Source organism: Nocardioides limicola (assembly GCF_016827675.1).
Taxonomy (GTDB): domain Bacteria; phylum Actinomycetota; class Actinomycetes; order Propionibacteriales; family Nocardioidaceae; genus Nocardioides; species Nocardioides limicola.
Genome location: NZ_JAERJA010000001.1, coordinates 36,737 through 59,191, shown reverse-complemented (window position 1 = coordinate 59,191; position 22,455 = coordinate 36,737). Strand labels below are relative to the sequence as shown.

At 69.6% G+C, this 22,455-nt stretch carries 22 protein-coding genes; 2 read left to right on the top strand and 20 right to left on the bottom strand.

Annotated features, from left to right (window positions below):
- Positions 1-31: 31 nt before the first annotated feature.
- From JKG67_RS00290 to JKG67_RS00275, 4 genes are read right to left on the bottom strand one after another with little or no spacing between them, the layout of a single operon-like run.
- The gene (locus tag JKG67_RS00290) at positions 32-613 is read right to left on the bottom strand and encodes a Trp biosynthesis-associated membrane protein (protein WP_203335273.1); all 582 of its coding nucleotides are present in this window, start codon (positions 611-613) and stop codon (positions 32-34) included.
- A complete protein-coding gene (gene hisI / locus JKG67_RS00285; protein ID WP_203335272.1) occupies positions 606-998 on the bottom strand; it encodes a phosphoribosyl-AMP cyclohydrolase in 393 nt (130 codons plus the stop codon). Before hisI ends, JKG67_RS00290 begins: the two co-directional genes overlap by 8 nt.
- Positions 991-2,775, bottom strand: coding sequence for an ABC transporter ATP-binding protein (locus JKG67_RS00280; protein WP_307816347.1), 1,785 nt, complete (start codon positions 2,773-2,775; stop codon positions 991-993). The genes hisI and JKG67_RS00280 overlap by 8 nt, the downstream gene beginning before the upstream one ends.
- Positions 2,772-4,565: an ABC transporter ATP-binding protein gene (locus JKG67_RS00275; RefSeq protein WP_238997761.1), complete on the bottom strand. Its 1,794-nt coding sequence runs from the start codon at positions 4,563-4,565 to the stop codon at positions 2,772-2,774. Before JKG67_RS00275 ends, JKG67_RS00280 begins: the two co-directional genes overlap by 4 nt.
- Before the next feature lie 103 nt (positions 4,566-4,668).
- On the opposite strand from JKG67_RS00275, the gene JKG67_RS00270 reads away from it, so the two are divergent.
- Entirely contained in the window at positions 4,669-5,298 is a 630-nt protein-coding gene (locus tag JKG67_RS00270) for a TIGR03085 family metal-binding protein (RefSeq protein WP_203335271.1), read from the top strand.
- A gap of 33 nt (positions 5,299-5,331) precedes the next feature.
- On the opposite strand, the gene hisF is transcribed toward JKG67_RS00270, so the two are convergent.
- Genes hisF through hisD form a run of 6 tightly spaced genes read right to left on the bottom strand, consistent with a single transcriptional unit; the run spans position 5,332 to position 10,537 of the window.
- Positions 5,332-6,102, bottom strand: coding sequence for an imidazole glycerol phosphate synthase subunit HisF (gene hisF / locus JKG67_RS00265; RefSeq protein ID WP_203335270.1), 771 nt, complete (start codon positions 6,100-6,102; stop codon positions 5,332-5,334).
- Positions 6,099-6,839 carry a bifunctional 1-(5-phosphoribosyl)-5-((5-phosphoribosylamino)methylideneamino)imidazole-4-carboxamide isomerase/phosphoribosylanthranilate isomerase PriA gene (gene priA / locus JKG67_RS00260; protein ID WP_203335269.1) on the bottom strand — a complete coding sequence of 247 codons (741 nt, stop codon included), beginning with the start codon at positions 6,837-6,839 and terminating at the stop codon, positions 6,099-6,101. Before priA ends, hisF begins: the two co-directional genes overlap by 4 nt.
- Before the next feature lie 16 nt (positions 6,840-6,855).
- On the bottom strand, positions 6,856-7,497 hold the full coding sequence (gene hisH, locus JKG67_RS00255; RefSeq protein ID WP_203335268.1) for an imidazole glycerol phosphate synthase subunit HisH: 642 nt from the start codon (positions 7,495-7,497) through the stop codon (positions 6,856-6,858).
- Positions 7,494-8,108 (bottom strand): imidazoleglycerol-phosphate dehydratase HisB, encoded by a 615-nt coding sequence (gene hisB, locus JKG67_RS00250; RefSeq protein WP_203335267.1) that lies wholly within the window; start codon positions 8,106-8,108, stop codon positions 7,494-7,496. Before hisB ends, hisH begins: the two co-directional genes overlap by 4 nt.
- On the bottom strand, positions 8,105-9,211 hold the full coding sequence (locus JKG67_RS00245; protein WP_203335266.1) for a histidinol-phosphate transaminase: 1,107 nt from the start codon (positions 9,209-9,211) through the stop codon (positions 8,105-8,107). Before JKG67_RS00245 ends, hisB begins: the two co-directional genes overlap by 4 nt.
- 3 nt (positions 9,212-9,214) lie before the next feature.
- Positions 9,215-10,537, bottom strand: a complete 1,323-nt coding sequence (gene hisD / locus JKG67_RS00240) for a histidinol dehydrogenase (RefSeq protein ID WP_203335265.1) — start codon at positions 10,535-10,537, stop codon at positions 9,215-9,217.
- Positions 10,538-10,623: 86 nt separating this feature from the next.
- Here hisD and JKG67_RS00235 point away from each other — a divergent pair, with 86 nt between their 5' ends.
- A complete protein-coding gene (locus JKG67_RS00235; RefSeq protein WP_203335264.1) occupies positions 10,624-11,292 on the top strand; it encodes an LON peptidase substrate-binding domain-containing protein in 669 nt (222 codons plus the stop codon).
- 7 nt (positions 11,293-11,299) lie between these two features.
- On the opposite strand, the gene JKG67_RS00230 is transcribed toward JKG67_RS00235, so the two are convergent.
- The 10 genes from JKG67_RS00230 to JKG67_RS18750 all read right to left on the bottom strand — a co-directional run bounded on the left by JKG67_RS00230 (position 11,300) and on the right by JKG67_RS18750 (position 22,415).
- Positions 11,300-11,788 (bottom strand): PIN domain-containing protein, encoded by a 489-nt coding sequence (locus JKG67_RS00230; protein WP_203335263.1) that lies wholly within the window; start codon positions 11,786-11,788, stop codon positions 11,300-11,302.
- Positions 11,785-12,135, bottom strand: coding sequence for an AbrB/MazE/SpoVT family DNA-binding domain-containing protein (locus JKG67_RS00225; protein ID WP_203335262.1), 351 nt, complete (start codon positions 12,133-12,135; stop codon positions 11,785-11,787). Before JKG67_RS00225 ends, JKG67_RS00230 begins: the two co-directional genes overlap by 4 nt.
- A gap of 93 nt (positions 12,136-12,228) precedes the next feature.
- Complete coding sequence (locus tag JKG67_RS00220; RefSeq protein WP_203335261.1) at positions 12,229-13,932, bottom strand: hypothetical protein; 1,704 nt, start codon at positions 13,930-13,932, stop codon at positions 12,229-12,231.
- 45 nt (positions 13,933-13,977) lie between these two features.
- Complete coding sequence (locus JKG67_RS00215) at positions 13,978-14,397, bottom strand: hypothetical protein (RefSeq protein WP_203335260.1); 420 nt, start codon at positions 14,395-14,397, stop codon at positions 13,978-13,980.
- A 98-nt stretch (positions 14,398-14,495) separates the two neighbouring features.
- Positions 14,496-18,056, bottom strand: coding sequence for a DNA polymerase III subunit alpha (gene dnaE / locus JKG67_RS00210; protein ID WP_203335259.1), 3,561 nt, complete (start codon positions 18,054-18,056; stop codon positions 14,496-14,498).
- Between the two features lie 144 nt (positions 18,057-18,200).
- On the bottom strand, positions 18,201-19,166 hold the full coding sequence (locus JKG67_RS00205; RefSeq protein ID WP_203335258.1) for a hypothetical protein: 966 nt from the start codon (positions 19,164-19,166) through the stop codon (positions 18,201-18,203).
- A gap of 154 nt (positions 19,167-19,320) precedes the next feature.
- Positions 19,321-20,250 carry an RluA family pseudouridine synthase gene (locus JKG67_RS00200; protein ID WP_203335257.1) on the bottom strand — a complete coding sequence of 310 codons (930 nt, stop codon included), beginning with the start codon at positions 20,248-20,250 and terminating at the stop codon, positions 19,321-19,323.
- Positions 20,247-20,804, bottom strand: a complete 558-nt coding sequence (gene lspA, locus JKG67_RS00195; RefSeq protein WP_203335256.1) for a signal peptidase II — start codon at positions 20,802-20,804, stop codon at positions 20,247-20,249. The genes JKG67_RS00200 and lspA overlap by 4 nt, the downstream gene beginning before the upstream one ends.
- Positions 20,777-21,559, bottom strand: a complete 783-nt coding sequence (locus tag JKG67_RS18985; protein WP_307816346.1) for a TraR/DksA family transcriptional regulator — start codon at positions 21,557-21,559, stop codon at positions 20,777-20,779. The genes lspA and JKG67_RS18985 overlap by 28 nt, the downstream gene beginning before the upstream one ends.
- Before the next feature lie 115 nt (positions 21,560-21,674).
- A complete protein-coding gene (locus JKG67_RS18750; protein WP_203335254.1) occupies positions 21,675-22,415 on the bottom strand; it encodes a DivIVA domain-containing protein in 741 nt (246 codons plus the stop codon).
- Positions 22,416-22,455: the final 40 nt, after the last annotated feature.

Genomic DNA, 22,455 nt, shown 5'->3' with positions numbered 1-22,455 from the left:
CAGCTCCGGGGGCCTTCGCCATTTCCGACACTCAGGCGGTCGGGTCCTCACCCTCGTCCATGGCCCGCCACAGGTCGAGGCTCTCGTCACCGGAGGAGCGGGTCCGCTGCTGACCCGGCGCGTCGTACCGGCTGCCCATCTCCGGCCAGGCCGGGGCGAGCCGGATCGCGGCACCGGCAGCGACCGTCACCAGCACGGAGCCGACCAGCGCGACCCACCACCACCCGGTGAGGCCGGGGTCGAGGTCGCCCACGGTGAAGCCGGTGCCAGCCCGCTCGAGCGAGTCGGCCATCGCGGAGCGCAGCGTCGCCGGGGCGGTCGCGGTCACCAGCAGAGCGGCGACGCCGAGCAGCACTCCCAGCCCGGCCACCACGCGGCGGACCGGGCTCCGGGTGACCAGCACGGCGCCCCAGCTGGCCAACGACGCCAGCGCCAGGGCGGTCACCACCGGGGATGACGGCGCCAGGTCGACCGTCAGCACGCTGTCGTAGCCACTGAGACCGGACGCGGGCGACTCCGCCACCAGCCAGGGCCGGGTCGCCGCCAGTGTCAGCAGCCCGGCGGCGGCCAGCCCGGCCAGCACGACCGGGCCGAAACTCCCCCGCTCAGTCACGGACGCCTTCGGTGGTGGGCAGCAGGTCCGCGTCGAAGCAGGTGCGGTTGCCGGTGTGACATGCCGCGCCCTCCTGGTCGACCTTGACCAACAGGGTGTCGCCGTCGCAGTCGAGGCGCACCTCCTTGACCCACTGCCGGTGACCGGAGGTCTCGCCCTTCACCCAGAACTCCTGCCTGGACCGGGACCAGTAGGTGGCACGCCCGGTGGTCAGCGTCTGTTGCAGGGCGGCGTCGTTCATCCAGGCCAGCATCAGCACCTCACCGGTGTCGTGCTGCTGCACGACCGCGGCCACCAGGCCGTCGTCGGTGCGCTTGAGTCGCGCGGCCACCGCTGGGTCCAGGAGATCGCTCACCGGGCCATTGTCCCGCAACTCCTCAGACATGTCCGTGTTGGGCCACCCAGGAGGCATGCAGGCGGGCGTAGGGCCCGTCCTGGGCGACCAGGTCCGCGTGCGGGCCTCGCTGGACCAGTCGGCCGGCGTCGATGACGGCCACCTCGTCGGCGTTCTCCGCGGTGGAGAGCCGGTGCGCGATGGTGACCGAGGTCCGCCCCGACATCAGGCGCTCCAGCGCCCGGCCGATCCGCATCTCCAGGAACGGATCGACGGCGCTGGTGGCCTCGTCCAGGACCAGCAGGTCGGGGTCGGCCAGGTGAGCGCGGAGCAGCGCCACCAACTGCCGCTCCCCCGCCGACAGGGACTCACCCCGCTGACCCACCCGGGTCTGCAGCCCCCGGGGCAGCCCGGCCAACCAGTCGCCGAGGCCGAGTTCAGCGGCCGAGGCGATGATCTCCTCATCGGAGGCGTCGAGCTTCCCGTAGCGGGCGTTGGCGGCCAGCGTGTCGTCGAAGAGGAAGCCCTCCTGGGGCACCAGCACCACGCTGCGCCGCAGCGACTCACCGCTGATCTCACGCAGGTCGACCCCGTCGAGGTAGACGGTGCCGGACACCGGGTCCATCAGTCTGGTGAGCAGCTTGGCGACGGTGGACTTGCCCGAGCCGGTCTCGCCGACCACGGCCAGCCGGGTGCCGGCGGCGATCTCCAGGCTCAGGTCGCGCAGCACCAACGGGCCGTCGTGGTAGCTGAAGTCCACCCGGTCGAAGCGCACGTCGACAGGGCCACGAGGCAACGACGAGCCCTGGTCGCCGGGATCCACCACATCGGCGGGGGTCTCCAGGATGCCGATCACCCGTCGCCAGCCGGCGATCGCGTTCTGCGCCTCGGTGAGCACCTGGGTGCCCATCTGCACCGGCATCACGAACAGCGAGACCAAGAACGCGAAGGCGAGGATCTCGCCCGGGGTGATCCGGTCGGCGAAGCCGAGCCAGATGCCGATCACGATCACGCCGGCGTTGGCGAGGCCGCCGGAGATGCCGCCGAGTGAGAACGAGAAGGCGAGGAACCCCTGGGCGCGGATGCTGGCCTGCCGGTGCCGGTCGATGGCTTCGTCGATGCGCTGCTGGGTGCGGGCCTCGATGGCGTAGGCACGCACCACCTCGGCCCCGACCACCGGCTCGCTGATCGCCGACAGCAGCACCCCGACCTGACGTCGTACCACCCCGTAGGCGCGGGAGAGCTTCTGCTGGAAGTAGCGCAGCGACAGGAAGAGCGGCAGGAAGCAGAGCCACACCACCAGCGCCAGCCAGGCGTTGTACCAGATCATGATCACGGTGGCGACGAACATCTGGCCGATGCTGACGATGAACAGCATGCCGCCGAAGACCAGGAACTGGCTGACCTGATCGACGTCGCTGGTCACCCGCGACACCAGGGCGCCGCGGCGTTCGGTGTTCTGGGTGTGCAGGGACAGGTCGTGGACATGCCGGAAGGCCTTGATGCGCAGGGTTGCCAGTCCCGACTCGGCGGTGCGGAAGAGCCGGCTGATCATCCCGTACGACGCCAGCGAGGTGAGCAGTACGGCGGCTGCTGCCAGCAGGCCCATCCGGACCATGAAGTCGACGTCGGGTCCGGTCGGGCTGGTCAGGCCGCGGTCGATGGTCTGCTGGACGGCGATCGGCACCACCACGTTGCCGGCGGTGGCCAGCACCGCCAGCAGCAGGGTCACCGCGAAGCCGCGCTTGAGTTCGGGCGAGTGGTGCAGACCGCGGCGCAGCGTCTGGATGGCCGGGATCTGCTCGCCGGTGTTCATGGTGCTGCTCACGCCGGCTCCTCGGTCTCGTAGGCGTTGACCAGTTCGGCGTAGGCCGGGTTGCGGGTCAGCAGGTCGGCATGGGTTCCCCGGTCGACGATCCGCCCGTCGTCGAGGAAGAGCACTTCGTCGGCCAGCCCGATGGTGGCCTTGCGGTAGGCGACCACCAGCAGCGTCGCCGCGGCCCCCTCGCTGCGCAGAGCGGCCAGGATCCGTGCCTCGACCTCGGGGTCGACGGCCGAGGTGGCGTCGTCGAGCACCAGCAGTCGGGGGCGCCGGACCAGGGCTCGCGCCAGCGAGATGCGCTGCCGCTGTCCGCCGGACAGCGAGGTGCCGCGCTCACCCAACTCGGTGTCCAGTCCGTGTGCGAGCGCGGCCACGAACCCGTCGGCCTGGGCGATCCGAAGCGCTTCCCAGACCTGCTCGTCGGTGAAGTCGCCGCCGAGGGTGACGTTGCCACGGACGGTGTCCTCGAAGAGGAAGGCGGACTGGCTGACCATCGCGGTCGCGGCGGCGAGGGCGCCGTGCCGAAGGTGCCGCACGTCGGTGCCGTCGATGGTGATCCGACCCCGATCCGGATCCCGGAGTCGGCCCACCAGCGCCGTCAGCGTGGACTTGCCCGACGCGGTGGCGCCGACCAGGGCGATGGTGCTGCCGGGGGCGATGTCGAAGCTGACGTCATCGAGCAGGCCCGTCTCCGGCGAGTAGCCGAAGCCGACCTGGTCCAGCGACAGCGCGGCCCCGGGCCCGGACCTGGCCAGGGTCTCGCTGCCGTAGTCGACACGGGTGGACTCCTCCAGCACGGATCGGATCCGTTCGTAGCCGACCACGCTGCGCGGGAACTCACCGAGCAGCCAGCCGATCGCCCGGATCGGGAAGGACACGATGGTGAGCAGGTAGGCGACGGTGACCACGGCACCGGGCTCGATCTCACCGGCCAGCACTCGGGAGACGCCGACCACCAGGACCAGCAGCACCGCCAGTTCCGGGAGTGCGGCCAGGGCTGGGTCGAAGGCGGCTCGGGCTCGTCCGGCCCGGACCACGGTGTCGCGCAGCTGGTGGGCCTTCTCGGCGAACCGGCGCGTCTCCTCGTCCTCACGCCCCAGCGTCTTCACGACCATCGCCCCGTCGAACGACTCGTGGGCGATCTCGCTGAGCTCGGCGCGCAACGCCTGGGCGCGTGTCATCAGCGGTGACACGACCCGCTGGAAGATGATGTTGGTGGCGATCACCATCGGGAAGACCAGGATGCCGATCAGGGCCAGCACCCAGTCGGCGAGCAGCATCTGGATGAGCGCGATCACCATCATCGCCACCGTGCCCAGCGCCATCGGCAGCGGTGCGATCGGCCCCCAGGCCGCCTCGACGTCGGAGTTGGCGTTGGAGAGCAGTTGTCCGGTGGGCCGCCGCTGATGCCACTCCATCGGCAGGGAAAGGTACTGCCGGGTCAGGTCGCGCCGGTCGTGGGACCACATCCGCGCCTGCATGATGCCGGCCCCGACGCGCCGGGCCACGATCCCGGCGGCCCGCAGCAGCGCCACCCCGACGAACAGGGCAACCACGGCGATCAGCAGGCTGGTGTCCACCCGCCCGTCCCGGAACGCGGGTAGGACCACATGGTCGGTGGCCCAGCCGAGCACCCAGGCGTCGGCGACGGTGAGGGCGCCGAAGAGCAGGCTGCCGATGGTGGCGACGGCGAAGACCTTCGGTTCGCGACGGATCGCAACGCCGAGGATCGCGAAGCCCTCACGCATGGTGGTGGCCCGGGTGCGCCCGACGCCGAGCGCGTCAGTGCCGGTCAATTGCCCTCCGAGGTAGTGAGCCTGGCTAAAGATTGCAGAGTCCAACGCTACGTGGTCACCCCAACACCACGCGAATGGTTTGCATTCCCCTACGATCGCGACCATGGCCTCCTTCGCCCGCACCGAACGTGACCAGCTGTGCAGCCTCGCCCTGGAGCTGGGTGGCTCGGCCCCCACCCTCTGTGAGGGCTGGGATGTGAAGGACCTGGTGGTGCACCTGATGGTGCGCGAGCGCACCCTGCTCGGCGCTCCCGGAATCGTCGTGCCCAGCCTCGAGTCGCTGACCGAGGGGATCTCGGCGCGGATGGCCCGGGCGGACCTGCCGTTGCTGGTGGACCAGCTGCGGCGGCCCAAGGTGACCTGGGCCGCGCTGGGACCGGTGGACCGGCTCGTCAACACGGTCGAGTTCTTCGTGCACCACGAGGACCTGCGTCGAGCCCAGCCGGGATGGCGGCCTCGAGAGCTGAGCCCGAGCCAGCAGAGCACCCTGTGGCGAGCGTTGGCCACCGGGGGCCGGATGCTGTTGCGCAAGGCCGGCGTGCCACTGCAGGTCGTGGACTCGGGCTCCGGCCGCGAGTTCGCCGTACGCCGCGGGGAGGAACCGGTGGTCGTGCGCGGCCTCCCCAGCGAGTTGCTGCTCTTCGCCTACGGCCGGGGCGAGCACGCCGACGTGGAGATCAGCGGCCCCGGCGAGTCGGTACGCCGGCTCCGTGAGGCCACGCTCGGAATCTGACGCCCGCCAGCGGACGGGGTCAGTGGACGGGGGTCAGCGGACGGGGGCTCCGGCGGCCGCCAGGGCCCGCTTCACGTCGCCGACCTTGAGGGTGCCGAAGTGGAAGACGCTGGCGGCCAGCACAGCGTCGGCTCCGGCGGCCACCGCTGGAGCGAAGTGGCCGACGGCGCCGGCTCCCCCGGACGCGATCACCGGAATGTCCACCGCCGCCCGGACCAGCCTGATCAGTTCCAGGTCGAAACCGTCCCGGGTGCCGTCGGCGTCCATCGAGTTCAGCAGGATCTCACCGGCGCCGAGCTCGGCAGCGCGGACCGCCCAGGCGACCGCGTCGATGCCGGTGGAGGTGCGTCCGCCGTGCGTGGTGACCTCGAAGCCGGAGTCGGTGCGCACCTCTCCGCGCACCCGGCGGGCGTCCACGGAGAGGACCAACACCTGGTTGCCGAACCGGTCCGCGATCTCAGCGAGCAGCTCCGGCCGGTTGATCGCGGCCGTGTTCACGCCGACCTTGTCCGCGCCGGCCCGCAGCAGCCGGTCCACGTCGGTCACCGCCCGCACCCCGCCGCCGACGGTGAGGGGGATGAACACCTCCTCGGCCACCTGGCTGACCACCTCCATGGTGGTGGCACGGTCGTCGCTGGAGGCGGAGATGTCCAAGAAGGTGAGCTCGTCGGCCCCCTCGGCGTCGTACACCCGCGCCAGCTCGACCGGGTCCCCGGCGTCACGGAGGTCGACGAAGTTGATCCCCTTGACCACCCGCCCAGCGTCGACATCGAGGCACGGGATCACCCGGACGGCGAGGCTCACGACTGTTCCGTGCCCTGCGTCAAGGCGAGTGCCTCCTCGAGGGTGAACCGGCCTTCGTAGAGCGCGGTGCCGGCGATGGCACCTTCGACACCGAGCGGCACCAGCTCCATCAGTGCGGCGATGTCGTCGAGGGTGGTCACACCCCCCGAGGCGACGACCGGCCGGTCGGTGCGGGCACACACGTCGCGGAGCAGTTCCAGGTTCGGTCCCGCCAGCATGCCGTCCTTGTTGACGTCGGTGACCACGTAGCGGGCACAACCCTCACCGTCGAGGCGGGCCAGCGTCTCGTACAGGTCGCCGCCATCCCGGGTCCAGCCGCGGGCAGCCAGCGTGGTGCCGCGCACGTCCAGCCCGATCGCCACCCGGTCGCCGTACTCCGCGATCGCCCGGGCGCACCACTCGGGCTGCTCCAGGGCCGCGGTGCCGATGTTCACCCGCCGGCACCCGGTGGCCATCGCGGCAGCCAGCGACTCGTCGTCGCGGATGCCGCCGCTCATCTCGACCTGGATATCCAGGCGGCCGACGATCTCGGCCTGCAACTCCCGGTTGTTGCCGTGCCCGAAGGCAGCGTCCAGGTCGACCAGGTGGATCCACTCCGCCCCGGCCGACTGCCAGCGCAGCGCCGCTTCGATGGGGTCACCGAACCGCTTCTCGGACCCGTCGATGCCCTGCACCAACTGGACGGCCTGGCCGCCCTTGATGTCGACGGCGGGGAGGAGTTCGAGGTACGTGCTCACGGTTGCCTTTCGGGAGTCAGAGGGAGGAGACCCAGTTGCGCAGCAGCTGGGCTCCGGCGTCGCCGGACTTCTCCGGGTGGAACTGGGTGGCTGAGAGGGGGCCGTTCTCCACCGCGGCGACGAACCGGTCGCCGCCGTGCTCGGCCCAGGTGACCGTCGGCGCCTTGGTCCGGCCGTCGGTGAAGAGCTCCCAGGTGCGGACCCCGTAGGAGTGGACGAAGTAGAACCGTTGGTCGGCGACTCCCGCGAACAGTGCTGAGTCCTCGGGCGCCTCCACGGTGTTCCACCCCATGTGGGGCACCACCGGGGCCTGCAGGCGCTCCACCGTGCCGGGCCATTCGTCGCAGCCTTCGGTGGTGATGCCGTGCTCGACACCGCGGGCGAAGAGGATCTGCATGCCGACACAGATCCCCAGGACCGGTCGCCCACCGGCCAGTCGCCGGCCGATCACCTCCGGGCCACGGACCCGCCTCAGCCCCTCCATGCAGGCGGCGAACGCCCCGACCCCGGGCACCACGAGACCGTCGGCCTCCTCGGCTGCCGCCCGGTCGGAGGTGAGGGTGACGTCGGCACCGGCGCGCTCCAGCGCCCGGACCGCGGAGCGGAGGTTGCCGAAGCCGTAGTCGAGGACGACGACCGAGGGTGCCTCAGCGGTCACAGAGTTCCCTTGGTGGACGGTACGCCGGTCTCCCGCGGGTCGAAGGCGACCGCGTCGCGGAAGGCGCGCGCGAACGCCTTGAACTGGGTCTCCACCAGGTGGTGCGGCTCCCGGCCGGCGAGCACCCGCACGTGCAGGGCGATGTGGGCGTGGAAGGCGATCGTCTCGAAGACGTGCCGGGTCAGCGACCCCAGGTAGCCGACCCCGCCGGCACCGCCGCCGATGGTCACGTAGGCCATCGCCTCAGGCTCCCCGGTGTGCACGCAGTAGGGGCGCCCGGAGACGTCGACCACGGCCTGCACCAGTGCCTCGTCGAGCGGCACGCAGGCGTCACCGAAGCGGCGGATGCCCGACTTGTCCCCGAGCGCGGCGCGGAGCGCCTCGCCGAGCACGATGGCGGTGTCCTCGACGGTGTGGTGGGAGTCGATGTGGGTGTCGCCGATGGTGTGCACGACCAGGTCGACCAGCGAGTGCCGGGCGAACGAGCCGAGCATGTGGTCGAAGAAGCCGACGCCGGTGGAGATCTGGGACTTCCCGGTCCCGTCGAGGTCGACCTCGACGTGCACCTTGGACTCCTTGGTCTCCCGGTCGATCGTCGCGGTGCGGCTCATGCCAACTCCTCCATCACGTCGCCCCCGGTCACGTCGACCAGGGCGTCCTTGAACGCCATCATCTCTGCCGGGGTGCCTACCGACACCCGCAGCCAGCCGTCGGGGCCGGTCGCACGGATCAGCACCCCCCGGTCGAGCAGAGCCTGCCACACCGCGTCCCGGTCGCTGAAGGTGCCGAACAGGACGAAGTTCGCGTCGCTGTCGGCGACCCGGTGCCCGCGGGCTCGCAACCACTCCACCAGGGCATCCCGCTCGGCACGCAGGGTGGCCACCTGGGCCAGCAGTTCGTCGGCGTGTCGCAGGGCCGCCAGCGCGGTGGCCTGGGTGACGGCGGAGAGGTGGTAGGGCAGTCGGACCACCCGGATCGCGTCGCAGATCTCCTTCGCCGCGGCCAGGTAGCCGAGTCGGCCACCGGCCAACGCGAAGGCCTTGCTCATGGTGCGGGTGACCACCAGATTGCGGTGCCGGGGCAGCATCTCCAGGGCGCTGGGGGTGCCGCTGCGGCGGAACTCGCCGTACGCCTCGTCGACGACCACGATCCCCTCACCCACGGCGTCGCAGAGCATCTCGACGACCCCGGGGGGCAGCGCGGTGCCGGTGGGATTGTTGGGGCTGGGCAGCAGGATCAGGTGCGGGTTGTGCTCCTCGATCAGCTCCTTGGCGGCCACCGGGTCGATGCCGAAGTCGTCCTCGCGTCGCCCGGTCACCCAGCGGGTGTGGGTGTCGCGCGCGTACTCGGGATACATCGAGTACGTCGGCGCGAACGACACCGCGGTCCGTCCGGGGCCACCGAAGGCCTGCAGCAGTTGCAGCATCACCTCGTTGGAGCCGTTGGCGGCCCACACCTGGTCGGCGACCAGTCGCTGCCCGCCGTCGCCGTTGAGGTAGCTCGCGAGCGCCTCCCGGAGTTCGGTGAACTCCCGGTCCGGGTAGCGGTTCAAGGTGGCAGCCGCCCGGGCCACCGATGCCGCGATGTCAGCGATGCAGGCGGCGCTGGGGCCGTACGGATTCTCGTTGACGTTCAGTTGCACCGGCACGTCGAGTTGCGGCGCGCCGTAGGGCTCGATGCCCTGCAGTTCCGGGCGCAGGGGTGGGAAGGTCACGACTCACTCCCCTGCCGTCGACGCCGACCGGTCCATCCGGACCTGGACCGCAGCTCCGTGACCTGGCAGGTCCTCGGCGTCGGCCAGGGTGATCACGTGACCGGCCACCTCGGCGAGCGCGTCGGCGGTGTAGTCGATGACGTGCACGGACTTGGTGAACGCGCGCACCGACAACCCGGAGGAGTGGCAGGCGCAGCCTCCGGTGGGCAGCACGTGGTTGGAGCCGGCGCAGTAGTCGCCGAGCGAGACGGGCGCGTGCGGCCCGACGAAGATCGCGCCGGCGTTGCGGACCCGCGCGGCGACCGCCGCGGCGTCGGCGGTGTGGATCTCGAGGTGTTCGGCGGCGTAGGTGTTGACCACGTCGAGGCCCTGGTCGACATCGTCGACGAGCACGATCGCGGACTGCTCGCCGGTGAGCGCGGTGTGGATCCGGTCGATGTGCTTGGTGGCCGCCACCTGGAGTTCGAGCTCGGCCTCGACCGCGTCGGCGAGCCGCTCCGAGTCGGTGACCAGCACCGAGGCCGCCAGCGGGTCGTGCTCGGCCTGGCTGATCAGGTCGGCGGCGATGAAGCCGGCGTCCCCGGTGTCGTCGGCGAGGATGGCGATCTCGGTGGGGCCGGCCTCGGAGTCGATGCCGACCTTGCCGCGGAGCAGGCGCTTCGCGGTGACCACCCAGATGTTGCCGGGGCCGGTGACCAGGTCCACGGGGCGGCACGGGCCGGCGCCGTAGCCGAACATCGCGATCGCCTGGGCGCCGCCGACGGCGTACACCTCCTCGACACCGAGCAGGGCGCAGGCCGCCAGGATGGTCGGGTGCGGCAGTCCCCCGAACTCCCGCTGCGGGGGTGAGGAGAGCGCGATCGAGCCGACGCCCGCGACCTGGGCGGGAACCACGTTCATCAGCACGCTGGAGACGAGCGGGGCGAGGCCTCCGGGAACGTAGAGGCCGACCCGCTGCACCGGCACCATCCGGTGGGTGACCCGGGCTCCGGGGGCGAGTTCGGTGACCACGTCGGTCTCGAGCTCGGCCTGGCAGGTGGCCCGCAACCTGCGGACCGACTCCTCCAGCCCGGCGCGGACGTCCGGGTCGAGGCCGAGCAGTGCGTCGGAGAGCGCGCCGACGGGCACCCGGATGTCCTCGACGCGGACGCCGTCGAACTTCTCGCCGAACTCGGTCAGCGCCGCCACTCCCCGGGTGCGGACCGCCTCGCAGATCTCGTGCACGGCCGGCGTCGCTGCCTCGACGTCGAAGACGGCGCGGGGAACCGCGCTTCGGTAGTCGTGCGCGCCGGGCCCGGCGCCACGCAGATCGATCCGGCGCATCATGGCCTCCATTGTATTGGCGAGCCGACTCACCGCCGCACCGGTTTCTCTGTCGTGGACTCGAGGGTGGAGCGCCTAGGGTGGGTCGGGTGACGGACCGGCTGCCGATGTTCCCGCTGAACACCTGCCTGTTCCCCGGCCTGTCGGTGCCGTTGCGGGTCTTCGAGGACCGCTACACGGCGATGGTGCGGCAACTCCTGGAGGTGGCCGACCCCACGCAACGACTCTTCGGGTCGGTGGCGATCCGGGACGGCTACGAGGTCGGGCCGCACGGGGCGCAGTCGTTGTACCGGATCGGATGCCGGCTGCAGTTGACCGAGGTCGAGGCGCATCCGGACGGCACCTTCGACGTGGTGGCGGTGGGCCGAGACCGGATCCGGTTGGAGGGCCTCGATGCCAGTGGCCCGTTCCCGGTGGGCACCGTCAGCATCCTCGCCGACGACACGTCACCGGTGCCCGAGGAACTGGTGGACCAGGTCCGGTCGCTCTTCGTCGGGTACGCCGCCCAGGTGGCCCGGATCCGCGGAGCGAACCCGCTGCCGGGCACGCTGCCCACGGACCCGGTCTATCTGGCTTGGGCGTTGGCCGCGGTGGCACCGTTGCCGTTGCCCGACCAGCAGGCGGTGCTGGAGGCGCCAGGCACCGAGGCACGGCTGACCCTGCTGGCGGAGAAGTTCCGCGACGAACTCACCGCGATGAACGTGCTGCCCTCGCTGCCCGCGTCCAAACTCGCCCGGACCGGCTGGAGCCCGAACTAGCGCCGCCTCACGGGATCGCGACGCGTACCTCAAGGAGGTCCTGGTCGACCATCCACTTCCAGTACCGGTCTCGGGTCAGAACCATGCAGCCGAGGCGTTCGGCAATGGCGAGGATGAGTGAGTCCGCGAGTGACAGCGTGCCCTCCTCCTGCGTGATGGGCGAGGGCGGGCCTGGGTTGTCCCGCGAGATCTCCAGCAGTTCCGCGGCCCGTACCAGATCGTCCTCCGTGGGGTGCTCAACGCGTAGGCCCATCGCGCCAAGCAGTTCGTGCAACTGCGAGCCCGTGCTTCGGTTTCCCTCTCGCCGAGACACGTTGATCATCTCAGTCAGCACCGGCCCGGGCAGGATTCCGGAGACACTCGGCTTTTGCAGAACAGAGTGCACGGCCCGCCAGCCGGGTTTCTGCAGGATGAGATTCACAACAACGGATGAGTCCAGGCACAGTTCAACTGTCGCGGGCGGTCCGGGCTTGGCTGCCGGTGCGGCAGCGCTCACTGGGCGAGTCCGAACTGCGCCATCAAACTAGCCTCGATCTCGTCCTCGCTGCGAGTCTCGGCGGCGTCCAGGTTGGCCAGTCGAGCCCACTTGGCCTCGCTCCGAGCGCTGTCAGAACTGCGCTCGCTGCGCACGTCAGCGACCGCGTCGCCCGTGTCGCCGCCGTGATTGTTGGCCCACACGGCGAACAGCAGTGACTTCGCAGCCACCAGCTTGACCTCTCCCTCCTCGACAACAAAGCGGACCCGGTCGCCCGGTCCGACACCCAGGATCGAACGGACCGACGCAGGGATGACTACGCGCCCTTCGTTGCTGACCTTGGCATCTCGGTCGACCTTCGCTGTCATAGACTCAGATTAGGCAAGTCATGCGGATTTGGCAAAGTACTGCTCACATGTCATTTCTCTTGACTTGGCAGGGTCACATTTCGCCGATGCCCACTACCGGGTGGTCACGCGCAGCACGCCGCGGGCGATGTCGTCCTCGACGACCGCGGTGACGCCGATCCCGGTCACCGGGGCCACGTTCTCGAGGACCTCGTCCGGGGCACCGGCGCTGCGCAGCAGGCGAGCGAGCCAGTCCCGGGCACCGACGTCGACGAAGGCCACCAGGTGTGCGTCCGCGGCGCCGGGGACCACCGACCGGAAGGTCGAGGAGCCGGTCAGGCCCCCTTCACCGAGCAGCCGGTCCCGGTAGCTGGCGCTCGGCCCCAGGGCGACCAGGGAGCCGTCGACGTTGGCGCCGAACAGTTGCTCACCGTCAGGGCCGGCCAGCGCCACGAGCTTGCCACGTACCTCCTCGATCGCCGCCGGGTCGCCGTCCACGACGAGCCCGATCGGCACCTCGGAACCGTCCTGGCTCCGCTCGGCGGTGTCCAGGTCGAAGTCGGCGTCCACCACCACGGCGGCGGCCCGGCCGAGCAGGGTCTCGACATCGCCGGGCAGCGTGAGACCGGTGAACGCCTCAGCCATCGCCACCACCTCGTCCACCTCCACGAGTCCGTGCAGGGTGCGGCCCACCTCGTCAAGGAGGGCGGTGGCCCAGCCATCGGGGAACGCGACCGCGAAGAGCGCCGCGGTCGAGGCGGGGAGCGCCGTCACCAGAGGCTCCACGGTATGGGTGGTGGGCATCAACGCCGCACCACCGGCGACCACCTCGAACTCCAGCCCGGAGTCAGCGAAGCGGAGGGCTCCGGCCACCGGGGTCGCGGCCAGCGCGGTCTCCGGTGCGGTGCTGCTCGTCACCAGGGCGGCCGACCGCACCGGGGGGTGGTGGCCGAGGTCGCGCGACGACACGTCGTCGTCGCCGTCCTCGTCGAGGAACTCCAAGTCGAGCTCGGCGAGGAAGTCCTCCAGATCGTCGCTGTCCTCGGGGAACTGATCCCAGAAGTCGTCGCTGTCGAAGTCACTGTCGAAGTCGAAGTCGGAGTCGTACGGCGACCCCATCAGCGGCGGGATCAGCCCCGGGAGCATCGGGTCCAGCCTGTCCAGGAAGTCGGCCGCTTCCTCGGCGATGAAGAAGGTGAGGATCCCGGCCCCGCCGACCCGCTCCGTCCACTGCTGGAAGTCACTGTCGTCGGCCAGCGACGACTGCTCCGCCGCGGCGACCACGTCGGTCGCAGCGGAGGTGGAGCTGCTGAGCACCGCCCACCCCTCGGTGAGCGCCCACCCGCCCTCGTCCGGGACGAAGCAGTCCACGATCGCGGACAGCCCGGCCTCCGCGGCCCCGGAGTCGGTCACCTCGAACACCACCGCCGGCAGGGGCTCCTCACCCCCCAGGTCGACCGCAGCGAAGGCCATCTTGTTGCCCAGCCAGTCCGCGACGTCACGGTCGTGGTCGAGGTCGCAGCCCTCAGCCTGCGCCGCCTCGTCCACCAGCCAGCGGCGTACGTCGTCGTTCGGGGAGAGACCGACCTGGTCGACGAAGGCAGGGAACTGCCGCAGGGTGCGGAGCGCCTCGACCTTCTGTGCCCCGCCCGGGTCGAGGTCGATGCTGACGTAACCCAGCGTGGCGGCCGGGAGGGCCTCGGCCGGTTGGGCACCCGTGGACAGGAACGAGGTGACCGCCCAGATACTTCCGGTGATCACCGCCGCAGCGCCGATCACGGATCCACCGGCCACGACAGTCGTAGTCGCCTTGCTCATCGGGTTCCCCCCTCGCCTGGCTGCGGGTGCAGCATCGGATGCAGCCTAATCATGTCGCCGTGACGGCGTCGGAAAACTCAACCAGACCACCATCGCCGCCATCAGGGCGCCGATCGGCCAACTCACCCAGGCCAACGGGTGGACGGCCAGGTTGATCTCCACCTCGGTGCCGTCCGGGAGGCCCGCGGCCAGCGCCTCGGGCGACGCCGGCCCGAGGGCCGCCCCGACGGCGGAGGCGAGCAGTGCCGCAGCCACCGATCCGAGGATCAGCCCGATCAGGACGGCGTATTCATGGTCGACGAGCCGCCAGGCGAGAACACCGCCGAGGACGACGGCGACGCCGAACCCGAGCAGCAGGTACCAGCCGGTGACGCCGAACTCGGACTGGCTGGAGAGGCCGGACTGCCAGACGGTGCCCTCATGCACGACTCCGACCGGTGGCGTCACCAGCACACTCCACAGCACCCCGACGAGGATCCCCGCCGCGGCGAAGGCACCGACCGCCAGGAGCCCGTGTCGAGTGGTACCCGCGGACCACCGAAGAGGAGGATGAGGAGGAACGTTCAGCTGTTCAGACAACCTGGCCCCAACAGTTGTTTGAGATCGGCGAAGAGTGATTGGCCGGGAGTGACCCGGAGTCGGTCGTCGAGGCGCATCACCGTGGTGTGCTGACGAGTCTGCAGCCGCAACTGCACCTCGGTCACCCCCGGGTGGGTGCGCAGCACGTCCTTGAGGTGCGCCACCACCGGGGCGGTACACCGGGTCGCCGGAAGTGTGATCACCACGGGCCCGGACGGCCCGCCACTGATGTCGGGGACGGTCACCTCCTGCCCCCGGATCTCGGGTTGGTCCTTGTCCCGGGAGAGATTCCCTCGCACCCGGACGATCGCGTCCTCGGCGAGCAGGCCACCCACGTCGGCGTACGAGCCCGGGAAGAACAACACCTCGATCGCGCCGTCCAGATCCTCCAGGGTGATCGTCGCCCAGGCGTCGCCACGCTTGGTGATCTTGCGCTGCACCGAGGTGACCAGGCCGCTGACGGTGACCGAGGACCCGTGCGGCCGCTCCTCATCGAGCATCAACTGGCCGATGGTGGTGTCGGTGCCCTGGGAGAGCACGTGCTCCAGCCCGAGCAGGGGGTGGTCTGAGACGTAGAGGCCGAGCATCTCCCGCTCATGGGCCAGCAGAGTGGTCTTGTCCCACTCCTCCAGGTCCGGCACCGTCACCGAGGTGGCGAAGCCGGCGTCGTCGCCATCGTCAAGGCCGGCGAAGAGCGACTCCTGGCCGATCGCCTCGTTCTTCTTGATGTCGATCGCCTGGTCCACGGCCGACTCGTGCACCGCCACCAGCGGGCGCCGCCGATGCTTGAGGTCGTCGAAACCGCCGGCCTTGATCAGGGACTCGATCACCCGCTTGTTGCAGACGACCGCGGGCACCTTCTCCATGAAGTCGTTGAAGTCGGTGAAGCGTCCCTTCTCCTCACGGGCGGAGATGATGCCGTCGACGACGTTGGTGCCGACATTGCGGATCGCGCCGAGGCCGAATCGGACGTCGGTGCCGACCGGGGTGAAGTTGGCCTGCGACTCGTTGACGTCGGGCGGCAGCACCTGGATCTTCATCCGGCGGCACTCGTTGAGGTAGATCGCGGACTTGTCCTTGTCGCCCTTGACCGAGGTGAGCAGGGCGGCCATGTACTCGGCCGGGTAGTTCGCCTTGAGGTACGCCGTCCAGTAGGAGATCACGCCGTACGCCGCCGAGTGCGCCTTGTTGAAGGCGTAGTCGGAGAAGGGCAGCAGCGTCTCCCAGAGCGTCTTGATGGCGGCCGCGGAGAAGCCCCGCTCCTGCATCCCACCGGAGAAGATCTCGTACTGCTTGTCCAGCTCGGACTTCTTCTTCTTGCCCATCGCCCGGCGCAGCAGGTCGGCCTGACCGAGCGTGTAGCCGGCCAACTGCTGTGCGATCGCCATCACCTGCTCCTGATAGACGATCAGGCCGTAGGTCTCCCCCAGCACCTCCTCGAGCGCCTCGGCGAGGTCGGGGTGGATCGGCTCGACCGGCTCCCGGCCGGTCTTGCGGCGGGCGTACTTGTTGTGCGAGTCCGCCCCCATCGGGCCGGGTCGATAGAGCGCGCCGACCGCGGAGATGTCCTCGAAGCAGTCGGGCTTCATCGACCGCAGCAGCGCCCGCATCGGGCCACCGTCGAGCTGGAAGACGCCGAGGGTGTCGCCACGCTGCAGCAGCGCATAGGTGGCCGGATCGTCGAGGGTCAGGTCCTCGAGCACGACCTTCTCACCGCGGTTGATCTCGATGCCCAGCAGCGCGTCGTCGAGGACGGTGAGGTTCCGAAGCCCGAGGAAGTCCATCTTGATCAGGCCCAGCGACTCGCACGTCGGATAGTCGAACTGGGTGATGATCGCCCCGTCGGAGGGTCGCTTCAGCAACGGGATGACGTCGGCGAGCGGCTCGCTGGACATGATGACGCCCGCCGCATGCACCCCCCACTGCCGCTTCAGGCCCTCGATGCCGATCGCGGTGTCGACGACCCGCTTCACGTCCGGGTTGCCGTCGTAGAGGGTGCGGAACTCGCCGCCTTCGCCGTACCGGTCGTGCTCGGGATCGAAGATCTTCTGCAGCGGCACGTCCTTGCCCATCACCGAGGCAGGCATCGCCTTGGTGATCTGGTCACCCATCGCGAACGGGTAGCCGAGGATCCGGGAGGAGTCCTTGACCGCCTGCTTCGCCTTGATGGTGCCGTAGGTGACGATGTAGGAGACCCGGTCGTCGCCGTACTTGTCCGAGACGTAGCGGATCACCTCGCCGCGCCGACGCTCGTCGAAGTCGATGTCGAAGTCGGGCATCGAGATCCGGTCGGGGTTGAGGAACCGCTCGAAGATCAGCCCGTGCTCGAGCGGGTCCAGGTCGGTGATCCGCATCGCGTAGGCGACCATCGAGCCGGCACCGGAGCCGCGGCCCGGCCCGACCCGGATGCCGTTGTCCTTGGACCAGTTGATGAAGTCGGCGACGACCAGGAAGTAGCCGGCGAACCCCATCTGGTTGATCACGCCGAGCTCGTACTCGGCCTGCTTGCGGACCTTGTCGGGGACGCCTGTGGGGTAGCGGACCTGCAGGCCGCGCTCGACCTCCTTGACCAGCCACGAGGTCTCGTCCTCACCCGGCGGGCAGGGGAACTTGGGCATGTAGGTGCCGACGCCCTCGGTGAACTCGATGTTGCACCGCTCGGCGATCAGCAGGGTGTTGTCGCACGCCTCCCGCAGGCCGTGCTTGTCCACCCACAGGGCCCGCATCTCGGCCGGTGACTTCAGGTAGTAGCCGTCACCGGAGAAGGCGAACCGCTGGCCGGGTCCGTCTCCGGCAGGGATGTCCATGGTGGAGCCGGAGTTGATGCAGAGCAGGTGCTCCTGGGACTTGGCGTCCTCGCGGCGCACGTAGTGGGAGTCGTTGGTGGCCAGCAGCGGGATACGCAGGTCCTTGCCCAGCCGCAACAGCCCGTCGCGGACCCGCTTCTCGATGTCGAGGTCGTGGTCCATCAACTCGAGGAAGTAGTTCTCCCGGCCGAGGATGTCCTGGAACTCGCCGGCCACCTTGCGAGCCTCGTCGTACTTGCCGTAGCGCAGGTGGACCTGGATCTCACCGGACGGGCAGCCGGTCGTGCCGATCAGCCCCTTGCCGTAGCGGGTCAGCAACTCCCGGTCGGCGCGCGGCTGCTTGAAGAAGCCTTCCTGCCAGGCCCCGGACGTCAGCCGGAACAGGTTGTGCATCCCCTCGGTGGTCTCCGAGAGCAGAGTCATGTGCGTGTAGGCGCCGCGAGCCGAGACGTCGTCGGGGCCGCCGTCGTAGAAGTTGACGCCCTTGCGTTCGAATCGGGAGATGTTCGGGGTGAAGTACGCCTCGATGCCGACGATCGGTTTGACCCCGGCGTCGGCCGCCTTCTTGTAGAACTCGAACGCCCCGAACACGTTGCCGTGGTCGGTCATCGCCACCGCGGGCATGCCGAGCTCGGCGGTGCGTTGAGTCAGGTCGCCCAGGCGGGCTGCTCCATCGAGCATCGAGTACTCGGTGTGCACGTGCAGGTGCACGAAGGAGTCGTTGGACCCGGCCGACATTGCTGGCGATCACCCTTCCACGCGCAAACAGCACTGACACCCTGCGTCGCCGCAGGTTCACCTCGGGGGAAGGAGGACCAGCCTACTCCCACCGTTGCGGTCAGCATGCCGGGGCGCACCGACAGAACGGATCGGGGCGTCGATTCAGTCGAAGACCCACTCCGGTCCGGGCGAGACCATCCTCAACGTCGTCCCGTCCTTGAGCTCCAGGTCGAGGGTCAGATCGACCTGGAGCTGCGCGGTGATCGGGTAGTCGATGTCGAAGACGTGCACGTCTCCGAGGCTCGCCACCGGCCCGGCGTCGCCGATCCGCGGATCCCACCGCAGGTCGCTGATCGCCGAGAGCTCGTCGGTGTCCTCCCGGTAGGCCAGCGCGGCGTCCGCAGTCACCGACAGGCCGAGCCAGGCACGATCGGGCTCCGCCCAGCCATGGCCGGGGAGGTAGCTGACGACCTGGGCGGTCACCTGGCAGGACTGGAACCCCTGCAACTCCCAGGCCGGGTCCGTCTGATCCCGCCAGCCCTCGACGGGGCAGGGCCCCCCGGTGAGGCGGAGCACCTCTCCCGGGGGCACGGCCCGGTCCGTGGGCTCGAGCTCTCCAGCGCCCAGGTCCACGACCTGCACGAGTCCGTCGTAGCTGACCTCGACCCGAGCGTTGTCGCCCCCCACGGCGACGAAGATCGCCTCAGGGTCGCTGTGGTCCCCCGCCGGCAGGCTGGCCAGGTCACGGCGTACGTCGCCCACCACCAGCGCCACCTCGACGGGCTGCTCCGCGTCGGCGAACCACGAGTCGGCGTAGGTCTCGCGGTACTGCCAACTGAGCGGCACGTACTGGCCATCGGCCGGAGCGAGACGGTCGACCCGGTCGCGGACATCGAAGTCCGTCAGCCGCTCCTGCCCCTCGCCGACGGTGAACCGGAGCCTCCCGGTGGGCAGTTCCACGTCTACGATGCGCCCCTGCACCTGCCCCGACACGGGGACCACGTCGCCGACCTCGGCGCGCCCGGAGCCACCGCAGGCGACCAGCCCGCCGCCCACCAGTGTGAGACCGGCAACGGCCACCAGTCGACGGCGCCACCCCTGACGTTCGCTCTTCACCTGTCCTCGCACGAAGCAGTCCTACCCCCCACGACGAGGTTTCAAACATCGGCGGCCGAAGTTTCACATCTCGGCGGCCCAGATCTCACACCTCGGGTGCCCAGAACTCACACCTCGGGTGCCGAGAACTCACACCTCGGCGGCCGAAAACTCATACCTCGTCCTGTCAGTGCGAGTCGCGGATGACGTTCAGGGCGTGTTGAAGGTCATCGGGGTACGGCGAGGTGAATTCGACGTACTCACCGGAGTCGGGGTGTTCGAAGCCGAGCTTGACCGCGTGCAGCCACTGCCGGGTCAGCCCGACCCGCTCGGCGAGCACGGGGTCGGCGCCATAGGTGAGGTCGCCGACGCAGGGGTGCTTCAGAGCCTGCATGTGCACCCGGATCTGGTGGGTACGGCCGGTCTCCAGTTCGATCTCGAGCAGGCTCGCGAACCGGTGCGCCTCCAGGGTCCGGTAGTGGGTGATCGACGGCTTGCCGTCGGCGCGCACGGTGAACTTCCAATCCGACCGGGGGTGTCGGCCCAGCGGCGCATCGATGGTGCCTTCGAACGGGTCCGGGTGTCCCTGCACCAGCGCGTGGTAGGTCTTGTCGACCGCGCGGCGGCGGAAGGCATTCTTGAGCAGCGAGTACCCGTGCTCGGACTTGCAGATCACCATCACCCCCGAGGTGCCCACGTCGAGCCGTTGCACGATGCCCTGACGCTCTGAGGCGCCACTGGTGGCGATCCGGAACCCGGCCGCCACGAGGTGGCCGACCACGGTGGGTCCGTTCCAGCCCGGGGATGGGTGCACCGCCACCCCGACGGGCTTGTCGATGACCACGATGGAGTCGTCGTCGTGGATGATCCCGATGCCCTCGACGATCTCGGGCTCGATCGCGAGCGGGTCGGCCTCGACGGGAATGGTGACGTCCAGCATCGCCCCGGCGCCGACCCGATCAGACTTGGCCACCGAGACGCCATCGAGGTGCACCAAGCCCTGGCTGATCAGCTCTGCTGCTCGGGTCCGGGAGACCCCGAACATCCGCGCCATCGCGGCGTCGATCCGCTCCCCCGCCAACCCCTCTGGGACCAGCACCACACGCTGGTCACTCACGCGGCGCGCTCCTCACGGCTGCCGTCCCGGTGGATGCCACGCAGGATCTGCAGGACGATCAGACCGATCCCGACATTGATGCACATGTCGGCGACGTTGAAGACGGGCCAGTTGGGCAACTGCAGGAAGTCGACGACGTGCCCACGGAACGGGCCGGGCTCCCGGAACAGCCGATCGGTCAGATTTCCGAGTACGCCGGCCAGTGCGAGTCCGAGTCCGAGGGCCCAGATCCGGTCCCGCAGTCGGAGACTGAGCACGAGCATCACGACGGCGGCGATCAGGGCCACGCCGGTGAGCACCACCGTGATCTGGGAGAACCCGGTGCCGAAACTGAACGCGGCGCCGGGGTTGCGGGTCAGGTGCAGGGTCAGGAAGGACCCGACCAGTTCGACGTCGGGGCGACCGCTGAGGTGTTCGACTGCCAACACCTTGGTCACGATGTCTATGACGTATGCCGTGACGGCGGTGGCCGCGAAGAGCCCCCGCCGGGGTCGGTGGGACTGGGACGTGGTGTGTTCGCCGCTGATCAGCGGCGCTCCTGACGCTGCTTGCATGACAGGCACAGTGTGGCACGGGGGAATGCCATCAATCGCATCTTGCCGATCGGCTGACCGCAGGACTCACAGATGCCGTAGCTGCCATCGTCGATGCGGGCCAGCGCCCGGTCGATCTGGGCGATCATGTCGCGTGCGTTGCTGACGACGATGAGCTCGTAGTCACGCTCGAAGCTGGTGGCACCGACGTCGGCCTGGTCGTGGCCCGCTCCATCGCCGGAGTCTCGCATCAGCCCGGCCAGTTCCTCCTCCTGGTCGTGGATCTCCACAACCAGACGACTGCGCTGCTCGGTGAGTTCGGCGACCACTTCGGCGAGCTCGGCCTTGGTCCACGCGTCCTCGCCCTGGAGGACGACGAGCGGAGCCGACGCCTTCTTGGCGGGGGCCTTCTTCGCGGGGGCCTTCTTCGCGGGGGCCTTCTTCGCGGGCGCCTTCTTCGCGGGCGCCTTCTTCGCGGGGGCCTTCTTCGCGGGGGCCTTCTTCGCGGGGGCCTTCTTCGCGGGCGCCTTCTTCGCGGGCGCCTTCTTCGCGGGCGCCTTCTTCGCGGGCGCCTTCTTCGCGGGCGCCTTCTTCGCGGGCGCCTTCTTCGCCGGCGCCTTCTTCGCCGGCGCCTTCTTCGCCGGCTCAGCCTTCTTCGGGGCTGCCTTCTTGGCGCCGCGTGTGATCACGCGCTTGGCGGCCGCTGCCGCCGAGCCAACTCGCGTCCTGCTTGCCATGGAGCGGGCCTCCTCGGGCCGAGCGTGCGTGGCCTGCACCACACTTGAGTGGTGGGAGGCTAGCCCGTCCACGGGGACTACTCAACCCGACGCGCCCGGAACGACTGACCAGCAGTCGTTCCGGGCGCGTCGTTGAGACGGTGCGTGAGGCGGATCAGCCCTCGTCGTCGACCGAGCGGAGTCGCTTCGGTGCCGGCGCAAGGTCCCCTGGCACTTCGCTGTCCATGCCGGTCTCGAGCACGGCGAGCTGCGAGGTGAAGTAGCTCTTCAAGCGCGAGCGGTACTCGCGCTCGAACTGGCGCAACGTCTCGACGTCGGCGCTGAGCTTGTCCCGCTCCTTTTCCAGGTCACCGAACAACTGCTGGCGACGGTCCGAGGTCTCGCTGTCCAGCATCTCGGCACGCTGCCGGGCATCCGACTCGACGCGGTCGGACTTGATCTTCGCCTCGGCCTCCAGGCGCTCGGCCTTGGTGCGGGCGGCGCCGACGATGGCATCGGCTTCGTTCTTCGCCTCGTCAACGAGCTCCTCCGCGTTCCGGGTGGCGATCTCCAGCAGCCGTGCTGCGGCATTGGAGGCCTCCGGGACGGTCACCACCCGGATCGTCTCGATGCCGGCCGCAGCCGCCACCTCGACCGGGGCGGGGGTGGGCTCCGGGGTGGGTGCCGGAGTCGGCTCCGGCACGACCACAGGCGCGGGGGCCGGAGTGGCCGGGATCGGCTCGCCGGCCTGGACCGCCGAGAGCTTGGAGCGCAGTTCGCTGTTCTCCAGGTTCAGCCGGTGCAGTTCGGCCTCCACCTCGTCGAGGAACTGATCGACTTCACCCATGTCGTACCCCTCGCGGAGCCGGACAGGAGTAAAGCGCTTGTTGCTCACGTCCTCAGGCGTCAGCGGCATGACTTCACCCATTCTTTGGTCGGCAGAAAACATTCAGATG